At 59.2% G+C, this 11,367-nt stretch carries 9 protein-coding genes and 2 pseudogenes; 4 read left to right on the top strand and 7 right to left on the bottom strand.

Features of this window, described 5'->3' with window-relative positions:
• Positions 1-30: 30 nt before the first annotated feature.
• From L972_RS16775 to sixA, 3 genes are all read right to left on the bottom strand, one after another.
• On the bottom strand, positions 31-936 hold the full coding sequence (locus L972_RS16775; RefSeq protein ID WP_047439701.1) for a DMT family transporter: 906 nt from the start codon (positions 934-936) through the stop codon (positions 31-33).
• Between the two features lie 164 nt (positions 937-1,100).
• Positions 1,101-1,307: a DUF1107 domain-containing protein gene (locus L972_RS16770; protein WP_005336998.1), complete on the bottom strand. Its 207-nt coding sequence runs from the start codon at positions 1,305-1,307 to the stop codon at positions 1,101-1,103.
• A 133-nt stretch (positions 1,308-1,440) separates the two neighbouring features.
• On the bottom strand, positions 1,441-1,908 hold the full coding sequence (sixA, locus tag L972_RS16765) for a phosphohistidine phosphatase SixA (protein ID WP_021230584.1): 468 nt from the start codon (positions 1,906-1,908) through the stop codon (positions 1,441-1,443).
• Between the two features lie 162 nt (positions 1,909-2,070).
• Here sixA and L972_RS16760 point away from each other — a divergent pair, with 162 nt between their 5' ends.
• Positions 2,071-4,857, top strand: a complete 2,787-nt coding sequence (locus tag L972_RS16760; RefSeq protein ID WP_047439698.1) for an insulinase family protein — start codon at positions 2,071-2,073, stop codon at positions 4,855-4,857.
• Positions 4,858-5,188: 331 nt separating this feature from the next.
• Here the strand turns inward: L972_RS16760 and L972_RS16755 are convergent, their stop codons facing one another.
• The gene (locus L972_RS16755) at positions 5,189-5,836 is read right to left on the bottom strand and encodes a thiopurine S-methyltransferase (protein WP_005337003.1); all 648 of its coding nucleotides are present in this window, start codon (positions 5,834-5,836) and stop codon (positions 5,189-5,191) included.
• A gap of 436 nt (positions 5,837-6,272) precedes the next feature.
• Between L972_RS16755 and L972_RS16750 the strand changes: the two genes are divergently transcribed.
• Both L972_RS16750 and L972_RS16745 read left to right on the top strand, forming a co-directional pair.
• Positions 6,273-6,776, top strand: a complete 504-nt coding sequence (locus L972_RS16750) for a M48 family metallopeptidase (protein WP_005333421.1) — start codon at positions 6,273-6,275, stop codon at positions 6,774-6,776.
• 26 nt (positions 6,777-6,802) lie between these two features.
• On the top strand, positions 6,803-7,666 hold the full coding sequence (locus L972_RS16745; RefSeq protein WP_047439694.1) for a DUF2927 domain-containing protein: 864 nt from the start codon (positions 6,803-6,805) through the stop codon (positions 7,664-7,666).
• Positions 7,667-7,841: 175 nt separating this feature from the next.
• On the opposite strand, the gene L972_RS16740 is transcribed toward L972_RS16745, so the two are convergent.
• Both L972_RS16740 and L972_RS16735 read right to left on the bottom strand, forming a co-directional pair.
• Positions 7,842-8,093: a DinI family protein gene (locus L972_RS16740; protein WP_005352362.1), complete on the bottom strand. Its 252-nt coding sequence runs from the start codon at positions 8,091-8,093 to the stop codon at positions 7,842-7,844.
• 74 nt (positions 8,094-8,167) lie between these two features.
• Positions 8,168-10,594 (bottom strand): DNA polymerase II, encoded by a 2,427-nt coding sequence (locus L972_RS16735; protein WP_047439691.1) that lies wholly within the window; start codon positions 10,592-10,594, stop codon positions 8,168-8,170.
• 166 nt (positions 10,595-10,760) lie between these two features.
• Between L972_RS16735 and L972_RS16730 the strand changes: the two are divergent.
• Positions 10,761-10,976 (top strand): annotated as a pseudogene (locus L972_RS16730) (YbaK/EbsC family protein); the annotation flags it as partial.
• Here the strand turns inward: L972_RS16730 and L972_RS21050 are convergent.
• Positions 10,961-11,215: pseudogene (locus L972_RS21050) on the bottom strand (thiopurine S-methyltransferase); the annotation flags it as partial. The pseudogenes L972_RS16730 and L972_RS21050 overlap by 16 nt on opposite strands.
• Positions 11,216-11,367 lie beyond the last annotated feature (152 nt).

Here is an 11,367-nt window from a genome sequence, read left to right as displayed (position 1 = left end):
CCGAAGAACGGCCTAACCAAGTGTCCGGATTTAGTTGACCACTATAACCCGGCGGCGACCCATCACCACCGGACGCACCAGCAACTGTGCCAGCAAAACCCCCAGCAGGGTCAGACCGCCCCCGATCAGGTGATAGCTGGTCAACCGCTCACCCAGCAGAGTGATAGCAAGGCCAGCCGTCATCACCGGCAGCAGGTTCATAAAGATGGCGGTACGGTTGGCACCGAGCAGGGCGATACCCTGCATCCAGAGCCAGGGTGAGAGCGCCGAGGTGGGGATACCGGCATAGAGGATCAGCCACAGGGCTCGGCCATCCGGCCACTGGCCATCCACCAGCAAAAAGAAGGGGGTCAGGATCACCACACTGCAGATCACCTGACCGTAGAGCAACGACCAGTTATCGAGCCCCAGATCCCACTTCTTGAGCAGCACGCTGTAAAGGGCATAAGTACCGGCCGAGATCAGCATATAGACAGAGCCGATATGAATGCCTTGGGTAAACAGCCGAGTCGGATCCCCCTGCCCCAGCAAGATAGACAAGCCAAGGATGGAGAGCAGCGCCCCCAGCACGGCGCCCCAGGTGGGTCGCTCGCGCAGCAGCCAGATGCTGAACAACACGGTCAGCAGCGGCGTCAGCCCCATCATCAACCCCATCTCGGTGGCTCCCAGCGTTTGCGCCGCGTAGTAACCAAAAGTCTGGTTGAGCACCATGCCCAGCGAGGCCAGCATGGCGATCTGCCAAAGGCCAGCGCACAGACGGGCACGCGCACGCCATACCCGACGGGCTAGAAACGGACTTAATACCAGAGCAGCCACCACCCAGCGCGACCAAGCCAAGGCTGCGGGAGACAAAACACCAACCGCCAGTTTGCTGACGATGCCATTGCCAGCCCAGATGGCAATGCAGGAGAAGGGAAACAGAAAGGCAAGGGGCATGAGAGGATCCAGACCGAAGAGACAACAGCGGGCCAGTATAGGGGGCGATGGAAGAGAAACAAAGGTGTGGGCCTGAACAGCCACATGGTGAACGCCAGTCGCCAGAAACAAATATGCCCGCAAAAGTGCGGGCATATCAGTGCAGAAACAGGTTCAGAAGCGCATCACGCGGCATCCATGTGCAGTCTGGAGATCAGCTCGTTGACCTCGGTGACTGTCTGGCGATGGGGAATATCCGCCGGATTCGGCATCAGCAACAAACCGGATTGGAAATCAAACCGCCCCCGACCATGGATGTAAATCCGACCTTTAAAGAAGGTTTTGACATGCTTTGCCACCATCAGTGGCAGGTACTTCTTGAACACTCTCATCGTTTGCAACCTCTTGCAGTTGTATCCGTATGACAGCAGCTTCTGCGAATTAATTCCGTAAAGTATTTATAAAAATCCGGAAAACTCGCCCATCTCTTCCCAAAAAATTCAATCTATAACTTTTTATTAACTTTTAGCCTATTGTATGCGGCCCTTCGAGCCAGAGCAAGGCTCCTTTGCCATCGTGCCACTCGATACAAGCGATCCCCGAGGTGGCGAACATGGGTGCTCCTGCTGCCGGGCAGAGGCTTTGCACCAGATAACCCACCAGCGGCAGATGGCTGACCATCAGGATCTGGTCATGTTGTTCAGCCAGAGTGGTGAGGTAGCTGGCCACGAAAGCGGGATCACCGTACGGGGTAATGTCGCCACTCTCTTCAACGGCTGCTGCGTCAGGTAATTCACTGCATATGGCTTGCCAGGTCTGGCGTGCCCGCAGATAGTTGCTGTGGATCACCCGATCCAGCGGGCCAATCAGCTGAGGCGCCAGCCAGCGGGCCATCTGGATAGACTCTTCAATACCCTGCTCGGTCAATGGACGCTGTTCATCTGTTTTCGCATTCATGCCAGCCTGGCCATGACGCATGATATAGATCTTCATTACAACCTCGCCCAACGGGCCTGTTTTGATAGCCGGGGGATCTTACCCCGCCACGGGTGTGGAAACAATTGCGCTACCTCTCAGAAAAGGGTTTGCCTGACGGGATAGCGGGGTCGATAATCATGTTTAAATTCAAATAAATCCAACGTGAGTCACACGCCAATGAGCCCATATGCCAGTCCCAATGACCATCGGCAATACCATTTTCTGGAGCTGGCCAACCGGCTCAGGGTCTTGTTGATTTGTGATCCCGACACCGACAAATCCGCCGCCTCACTGGCGGTCAATACCGGCCATTTTGACGACCCCGCCGACCGGCAGGGAATGGCCCATTTTCTCGAGCACATGCTGTTTCTCGGCACCTGCACCTACCCCAAGCCTGGTGAGTACCAGCAATTTATGAGCCGTCATGGCGGCAGCAACAACGCCTGGACCGGCACCGAGTTCACCAACTTCTTCTTCGAGATCGACAACGGCTTCTTCGAAGCGGGGCTGGATCGCTTCTCCCAGTTCTTTATCTGCCCCACCTTTGATCCGGAGTGGGTGGACAAGGAGCGCAACGCGGTCGACTCCGAGTATCGCCTCAAGCTGCAGGACGACATGCGCCGCAGCTATCAAGTGCATAAAGAGACGGTCAACCCGGCGCACCCCTTCTCCAAGTTCTCGGTGGGCAACCTCGATACCCTGGCCGATCTGCCGGGACGGGATCTGCGCTCCGACCTTATCCGTTTTTACGAAAGCCACTACAGCGCGGATCGCATGGCGCTGGTGATGATCTCGCCGGAATCCATCGATACCCAGTTGCAGTGGTGCTGTCGCTACTTTGCTCCCATTTTGAATCGCAATTTGGGAACCCCGACCCTCACCATGCCACTCTACCGGCTCGACGATCTCGGCGTACGCATCCACATCAATCCGGTCAAGGAGACCCGCAAGCTTTCGCTCTGCTTCCCCCTACCCAATGTGGACGAGTTTTACGACAAAAAGCCCCTCACCTTCCTGAGCCATCTGATTGGCTACGAGGGGGATGGCAGCCTGCTCTCTCTGCTCAAGGCAAAAGGCTGGGTCAACCAGCTCTCGGCAGGCGGTGGCATCAGCGGCGCCAACTTCAAGGATTTTGGCGTCAACTTCGGCCTCACCCCTCTGGGCCTTGAGCATGTGGACGACATCCTCGCCGCCCTGTTTGGCTATCTGAAACTGATTAGCCGCGAAGGGCTGCAGAGCTGGCGCTACGACGAAAAACGGACCGTGCTCGAATCGGCGTTCCGTTTTCAGGAGCGCGGCCGCCCCCTCGATACGGTGTCGGGGCTGGTGCTCAACCTCTTTAGCTACAAACCAGAGGATCTGCTCTACGGCGACTACATGATGCGCGAATATGACGAGGGGCTGATCCGCCGCTTCCTCGCCAAGCTCACCCCGCACAATTTGCGTATCACCATCACTGCGCCGGAAGTGGCGACCGATCGGCTGGCCCGCTGGTATCAAACCCCCTACAGCGTGACGACCATTACCGAGGCCGAGAAAATTCGCTGGCAGCAAAGCGAGCCGGACTCGGCGCTGGCGCTACCCAAGCCCAACCCCTTTATCAGCAGTAGGCTCGATCCGCGTACGCCCGAGCTTGCCGCCGACATGCCCGCCTGTCTTATCGATCGCCCCGGTTTTCGCCTCTGGCACCTCCATGAGCACCTGTTCAGCGTGCCCAAGGGCAATCTCTACATCTCCATCGACAGCGAACATGCGGTCAAAAATCCGCGCAATATCGCCATGGCACGCCTCGCCGTGGAGCTGTTGGCCGACCACCTCAACGCCCTCACCTATCCGGCGGAGCTGGCGGGGCTGGGCTACCAGATCTATGCCCATCAGGGGGGCTTTACCATCAACCTGAGCGGTTTTGCCGACAAGCAGCCGCTGTTGCTCGACATGATCCTCGGCAACCGCACCCTGGGGTATCCGGATCCGGGTCGCTTCGCCGAAATCAAGGAGCAGCTCATCCGCAACTGGGACAACCAGTCCAAGGCGCGCCCCATCTCCCAGCTCTTTAACCAGCTCACCAGTTTGCTGCAACCTAACAACCCGCCGTTCGAGCAGTTGCTGCGCCACCTGCGCACCGTCGAGCTGGAGGAGATGCCCGGCTTCGTGGCCCAGCTGTTTGGCGAGGTGCATGTCGAGGCGCTGGTACACGGCGACTGGACTGCCGCCGAAGCGCTGGAGCTTGCCGCCCTGATGGAGCGTCACCTGAGCGATATCAATGGCACCAGCAGCAAGCCGAGCGGCGAGACCCGCCGCCCGCTCATCTCCATTCAGGACAGAGGTACCCTTATTCGCGAGCAGGGTTGCGATCACGAAGACTCGGCGCTCCTGGTCTACTACCAGTCCCGCACCACCCGGGCGCGGGATCTCGCCTGCTTCACTCTGGCGAACCACATCATGTCCTCCACCTTCTTCCACGAGCTGCGCACCCGCCAGCAACTGGGGTATGTGGTGGGCGCCGGCAACCTGCCCCTCAATCGCCACCCGGGGCTGATCTTCTATATCCAGTCGCCGGTGGCGGGGCCGCAGATCCTGCTCGATGCGGTGGAGGAGTTTATCGACCTCTTCCCGCTCGCCATGCTTGAATTCACCGAACAGCAGTGGCAAGAGAGCAAGGCGGGGCTGCAAGCCCAGCTGAGCGAGCGGGATGCCAACCTGCGCAGTCGCGGCCAGCGGCTGTGGGTCAGCATCGGCAACAAGGATCTGGGGTTTGATCAGCGCGAAAGAGTCTGCGACGAGGTGGGCAAGTTGAGCCGCGCCGATCTGGTGCGCTTTATCACCCAGTTGCGTTCGCGCACCTCCGATCGGCTGATCCTCTGCAGCTATGGTCACGGGCACGAACATGACGAGCGGATCACCGGCCAGTTTATCGACGATCCACGGGCATTTCGGCTCAATGCCGCCACCTTCGAGGCCTGATCAGGCCTAGACATCCCCCGTTTTTCCTGCCCACGGCAAATCGCAGGCAATAAAAAGCCGACCCATCAGGGTCGGCTGGAAAAACCATAACAATTGCGACCAAAGCCGCCAAAAGTGAACATGAGCGTGAAAATCAGACACTGAGTTGCTGATCAGCAAGCGGGAAAGACCCGATACTCGCTTTGCAATGCCAACAGTGATTGAGAAACAGCCTCATATTAGGCACTCCCCCCGCCAGTCACGTTGATCTACGTCAAAGGAGGTAGCGAAGAGCTTGCAACCCGATAATTTGTCGGCGCAGATCACCCTTTTGGCGCCCGTTAGCTGCCCGTTAGCCACGGCGAACCAGCCGGTAGGCTACCTCATCGAAGTAGGAGAGCTGACCCGACAGCACCCGCGGGTGATCCACCTCGGCGGCGCGCCCCAGCACCTCGATACGAAAATCGCGCTCGAACAGGGCTCGCACCTCCATCTCTCCCACCGAGAAGGGGGGCTGACTCTGCTGCTCAGGCTGATATTCGAGGGTCACCAGCAGGATCTGGCCACCGGTCTCGACCAGCGAACTGATCAGGGCTGCATACTGGCGGCGCATCGCGGTCGGCAGGGCGATCAGCGCCGCGCGGTCATAGACCAGCCGGTAACGGCGACCCAGACTGGGGGCGGCGAAAAAATCCCCCTGAAAAATGCGCAGGCTGTCCACTTGATGACACTGATAAGGGCCCACCTCGCTCACGGTTGCGGCGAGCTGGTTTTCACTGAAGAACTGGCTGACGGCAAGGCTAGATAGCTCGAAACCGTCGACCGGATGGCCCTGAGCGCTCAGCCAGAGCATATCGCGAGACTTGCCGCACAGGGGAACCAGCACCGGCTCGTCCGCTTGCTGGGCCGACCACCAGGATTGCAGCCAGTGGTTGAAGTCCGCCTGATGAAAGCCAATTCGGTTCTCTTCCCAACGCTGATGCCAAAACGCAGCTTCCATCGTTATTACCCTTCTGTACTAAAGATTCCTCAATATCACAACTTAACCGGCACCGCGCAACCCTCTGCCCTTCCCTTTTTGCCGCGCAGCCTCTGCGTGTTATCGGGCGAATGGCGGGACGTCACCTTGCCGTGCGCCTCGCTGTCGCAATGTTTGCAATTGGGTACGTTTATGACAGGCAGAGGCACACCTATCCATACGAACGAGTCATGCTGAATCGCCCCCAGTTCCCTAGATCTGACCTCTCTGTAGGTTATTCACTCTGGGCATTCCCAGAGAATTGGAGGCGCCAACCAAACTAATCACCCGAGGTACCCCAGTGAACAGCTATAAAAATGACCGATTAACCGCCTTCGGTTTGAGCAGGGCCTGAGCGTTTGAAGAGACCGCCCGAGATAACTACAATGACGCTCTTTTTGATGTAACGAGTGACACCATGGCGGAACTGACTTATCTGGGCGGCTATCCCGACCCCCTCAAGGCACAGGTACAGCAGCTGATTGCGGCAGGCAAGCTGGGGGAGATGCTGGCCAAACGCTATCCGGAGAGCCACCAGATCCAGAGCGACAAGGCGCTGCTCGCCTACACCATGGAGCTGAAGAACCGCTACCTCAAGAGCTCGGCGCCCCTGTCAAAGGTGGTGTTCGATGGCAAGATCAACGTGATCAAGGATGCCCTCGGCCTGCACACCTACGTCAGCCGGGTGCAGGGCAGCAAGCTCAAGGCCAAGAACGAGATCCGCATCGCCGCCCTGTTCAAGGAGGCGCCGCCCCCGTTCCTGAAAATGATCGTGGTGCACGAGCTGGCCCATATCAAAGAGAAGGATCACAACAAGAGCTTCTACCAGCTCTGCCAGCACATGGAGCCCGACTATCATCAACTGGAGTTTGATCTCAGGCTCTGGCTCACTTGGCGCGATATCGACAAGGCCAACCGCTAGGCTGACAACCGTTTCAGGGAGGAAACATGTCATTTGCCGCAACCCCCTTTAGTGCCACCCGCTTTATTGCCACTTTGGTAATGACCAGCTTGGGCCGCGCTGACTATCCCCGCCGCGCGTCACGTGGGCTGCTGGCCCTGCTGCTTCTGCTCGCGGGCCACAGCGCCCGTGCCGATGAGCGCTGGCAGAGCGACAGCTATCTGGTCGAGAGCTTTATGGCCATCGCCATGGAGCGGGAGTATGGCGAAGCCAGGCAGACCCGTTTTGCCCGCTGGCAGCAGCCGATCCGGCTGCAACTTATCAACGAGTCGGGTGACAAGCCGCTGCAGGCCGACGTGGTGAAGGTACAGGCGGCCCATCTGGCCCGCATCACCGGCCACTCCATCAGCATGGTGGCCGCAAAGCCCAACCTCACCCTGATCATGACCGACTACAGCAAGATGAAGAGCTGGGCCAACCGCACCATGGGGGGCGATCCATCGGTCAAGATGGCGCTCAAGGAGGGGCTCTGCCTTGCCAACTTCGCAACCAATGCGAAACACGAGATCAGCCGTGCCACCATCATCATTCCGGTAGACTACAGCCGGGCCAAGGGACGCTTTCTCGACTGCGTGGTGGAGGAGTTCACCCAGGTGATGGGGCTGCCCAACGACTCGGACAAGGTGTTTCCCTCCATCTTCAATGACAACAGCATCGACAGCTTTTTGACCGGGCTGGACTATGTGCTGCTCAAGATGGCCTATCACCCGGCCCTCAAAGCCGGAATGAGCAGTGACGAGATCCGCGCCGCACTGCCCATTGCGCTGGCCGACCTGCGCGCCAAAGGGGAGATCCGCGAAGCCAATCGCCGGGTGCAGCAGCAGAGCCTGAAAAGCTGGGCGGGGTTGTAACGGGCCTGGCTCAACCAGAGCCAGAAACCACCGCGAGCCTCTCATCACCAACAAAAAAACGCAGCCACTTGGCTGCGTTTTTTGTTGTCCGGGGATCAGCGGATCATTCGCGGGCATGCCCGTTTATCAGCAACCCATTTATCCAACGCCCGAGTTATCCACTGACAGTGCGGGATCAGGAGGCGACGTTCTCTTCCGGCATCCAGCTGTCGGCGTTCTCCCACACCTCCTGCACCATGGCTTCGGCCAGCTCTTTGTCTTCCTTGCTGGCACGGCTGACGGTCAGGGCCATGGCGCTGCCCGGCGCGACCCGCACATGGATGTCGGGGAATTTTTCGCCAAGCTGCTTGAGCAGCTCCTGACGCAGCGCCTCCATGGTCGAGGTCGGGATCTGATGTTTTCTGTCGATGATGATTTCAAGACGCATAGGAAACTTCTCCATGATTTATAACTGTATTTTTATCCAGTATTCATGGGAAGTAAAGTGCCAACTTGCACCAATCAGAAAAGATCCAGCTGCTGACCACAGATCCGGTCGAACGACTCGCCGATAAAGGGCAGGATGGCGTCGGCAATGGGTCGCAACTGCTTGTCGATATAGTGCTCGTAATCGATGGCGCTGCGCCGGTACTCCAGCGGCTCGGGGCCATTGAGGGTCATCAGATAGGCGATGGCGCCCCGATGCTGATAGCGCTGGGGCAGACCGCGGCGCAGGTTCTCCTCATCGGCCAGCCGCGCCGCTCGCACATGGGGCGGTACATTCTTCTGATACTCCTCGAGCTTCTGGCGCAGCCGTTTGCGGTAGATAAGCAGATCGTCGTGACGACCGGCGCGGGTCTCATCGACCATGGTGCGCACATAACCGCTGGGATCTTCATCGTGAAACACCAGCTCATAGAGGCGGGTCTGGAACTGCTTGGCCAGCATGGTCCAGTCGGTGCGCACCGATTCGAGCCCCTTGAACACCAGCTGTTCACTCCCCTCACTGGCCTTGCCAACCAGCCCCGCATAGCGCTTCTTGCTCCCCTTCTCCAGCCCGCGGATGGTAGGCATAAGAAAGCGGCGATAGTGGGTCTCGTACTGGATCTCGAGATAACTCGGCAGGTCGAACTCGCGCCTGATCAGTGCAGCCCAGTTATCGTTGATCATTTGAGCCAGTCGCTGGCCAATCTCGTCCGCCTCATCCGAGCTGGTCTCGCGCCCCAGATGGACAAAGGTGGAATCGGTGTCGCCATAGATCACCTCGAACCCCTTAGCCTCAATCCACTCGCGGGTCTGCTGCATGATGCTGTGGCCACGCAGGGTAATGGACGAGGCTAGGCGCGGATCATAGAAACGGCAGCCCCCCGAACCCAGCACCCCGTAGAAGGAGTTCATGATGATCTTGATGGCCTGGGAGAGCGCCTTGTTGCTGGCGGCCTTGGCCCGATCCCGCGCCGCCCACAAGGTAGCGATGAGATCCGGCAAGAAGTGCCGCTCGCGGGAGAACATGGCGCCGCGAAAGCCCGGAATAGCGTGCTCGGGATGCTGCAGCCCCTCGATAAGTCCCATGGGGTCGATGCAAAAGGTGCGGATGATGCTGGGGTAGAGGCTCTTGAAATCGAGCACCAGCACGTGGCGATAGAGACCGGGTTTGGAGTCCATCACATAACCGCCGGGGCTTGCGAGCCCCCCGTCGGCTGGCAAATTGGGGGCCACGTAGCCGCCACGATGGAGCCGCGGCAGATAGAGGTTGGTAAAGGCCGCCACCGAGCCCCCCACCCTGTCCAGCTCAAGACCGGTGAGGGAGGCGCGCTCGATGGCAAAAGGGATGAGGTGACAGTAGTCGAAGATCTCCCACACCAGCTTGCAATCTTCCAGGTTGTAGCGGGCCAGCGCCTCCTTGTCGGAGTGGAACAGCTCGGTGATCTTCTCCCCCCGATTGGCCACATCCTCGATATCCTTGCCACGGCCGAGCAGTTCGCTCGCCACCGCATCCAGGCTGTAGCTGGCAAACTGCCAGGTGGCGCTTTTCAGGGTATCGATGCCATCGAGCACCATGCGTCCGGGAATGATGACGTTGCCGGTTTGGGGATCGCCCCGTGACGAGCGCCAGAAGCAAAGCTCGCGCCCCCGCCCGAGCCGCAGTCGCCGCTTGTTAAGCTCGGCGCGGCGTAGCAGCAGGCGAAAATCAAAATTAACCACGTTCCAGCCGATGACCAGATCGGGGTCATGCAGACTGAACCAGCTCTCCAGCGCACTCAGCAGGGCGCTCTCGTCCTCTACCCACTGGACCTGAGTGCCCCAGCTCTCGGCATCCGCTTCCGGGGTGCCGATCATGATGACCCGTGCATCCTGTTCGCTGTAAAGACCGACCGAGAAGAGGGCCCCGTCCATGGCGCACTCCACGTCGAGCGACACCCAGGAGAGGGTTGGCGTCACCGCCTGCGGCGCGCAGCGTGCCTCGTTGACCTCCCAGTAGCCCTGCTTGCCCCCCTTTTTTACCGCCCGGCCATCGAAGCGCACACCAGCGGTGATGAAACGCTCCATCAGGAAGCGCTCCGGCAGCCGGATATCCGCCTCGAAGTGCTCCAGCCCGCGAATAAGCAGCAGCTCGATGGCGCGGTGAAAGGCGCTCAGGGTAGCGAAATAGCAGCCCACCACTGGGCGACCGTCGAAGGTGTGCATCGGCAGGCGGCGAAACCGCCCGCTCACCCCGGCGCCTTTGAACAGCTCGGCGGCTTCTGCCATATGGCTCTGCGGCAGGAAGAACACCGGCTCCTGCCCCGGCACCACCAGCCGCACCGGCCCCTGCGCGCTCCAGAGCCACATCACGATTTCGGTGGTTGCAGGCAGCCCGTTGCGGCCGCGCACGTCCCGACCGTGGCGGGTCAGGATAAAACCGTCGAGGGGCGGAGTGGCGGGTACGGTGGGCTGGGTTGCAGTCATGAAGCGTAAAGGGGCTGTCCGAGAATGGGACTATTGTACGTTCATACAGTGCCAGCTCGCAATCATCACGCTGGCTGCGAGGCGGGAGTCAAACTGGTAAGCTCGATCCGGTCGTTATTCCCGCCCATCCCGTTCTGACCACTCTTCGCCGACAAAAGGAGTCTTTGTGGCAATCTATTCCCTGCTGGATCAGCTGGCTATCCCCTACCAGCGCTTTGACCATCCCCCGGTGTTTACCTGTGAGGAGGCGAGCAAGTTGCTGCCAGACCTGCCCGCCGCCAAGACCAAGAACCTCTTTTTGCGCGATCCGAAAAGCGAGCGGCTGTTTCTGGTGGTGAGTCCGGAGGATCACCGGGTCGACCTCAAGGCGCTGGCGGTCGCGGCGAGCTGGTTTTCACTGAAGAACTGGCTGACGGCAAGGCTCGATAGCTCGAAACCGTCGACCGGATGGCCCTGAGCGCTCAGCCAGAGCATGTCGCGGGACTTGCCACACAGGGGAACCAGCACCGGCTCGTCCGCTTGCTGGGCTGACCACCAGGATTGCAGCCAGTGGTTGAAGTCAGCCTGATGAAAGCCAATCCGGTTCTCTTCCCAACGCTGATGCCAAAACGCAGCTTCCATCGTTATTACCCTTCTGTACTAAAGATGCCTCAATATCACAACTTAACCGGCACTGCGCAACCCTCTGCCCTCCCCTTTTTGCCACGCAGCCTCTGCGTGTTATCGGGCTGTCTAGTCCTGAAATAGGTTTACACATTTTCAACTAGCATTTC

It is taken from the genome of Aeromonas sp. ZOR0001 (genome assembly GCF_000801015.1).
In the GTDB taxonomy this organism is placed as follows: Bacteria; Pseudomonadota; Gammaproteobacteria; order Enterobacterales; family Aeromonadaceae; genus Aeromonas; species Aeromonas veronii.
This window is presented reverse-complemented; position numbering and strand designations above follow the sequence as displayed.

Excerpts from the sequence above, each read along its gene's own strand:
- L972_RS16775 (WP_047439701.1), bottom strand. The coding sequence starts at position 936 with ATGCCCCTTGCCTTTCTGTTTCCCTTCTCCTGCATTGCCATCTGGGCT.
- L972_RS16770 (WP_005336998.1), bottom strand. The coding sequence starts at position 1,307 with ATGAGAGTGTTCAAGAAGTACCTGCCACTGATGGTGGCAAAGCATGTC.
- sixA (WP_021230584.1), bottom strand. The coding sequence starts at position 1,908 with ATGAAGATCTATATCATGCGTCATGGCCAGGCTGGCATGAATGCGAAA.
- L972_RS16760 (WP_047439698.1), top strand. The coding sequence starts at position 2,071 with ATGAGCCCATATGCCAGTCCCAATGACCATCGGCAATACCATTTTCTG.
- L972_RS16755 (WP_005337003.1), bottom strand. The coding sequence starts at position 5,836 with ATGGAAGCTGCGTTTTGGCATCAGCGTTGGGAAGAGAACCGAATTGGC.
- L972_RS16750 (WP_005333421.1), top strand. The coding sequence starts at position 6,273 with ATGGCGGAACTGACTTATCTGGGCGGCTATCCCGACCCCCTCAAGGCA.
- L972_RS16745 (WP_047439694.1), top strand. The coding sequence starts at position 6,803 with ATGTCATTTGCCGCAACCCCCTTTAGTGCCACCCGCTTTATTGCCACT.
- L972_RS16740 (WP_005352362.1), bottom strand. The coding sequence starts at position 8,093 with ATGCGTCTTGAAATCATCATCGACAGAAAACATCAGATCCCGACCTCG.
- L972_RS16735 (WP_047439691.1), bottom strand. The coding sequence starts at position 10,594 with ATGACTGCAACCCAGCCCACCGTACCCGCCACTCCGCCCCTCGACGGT.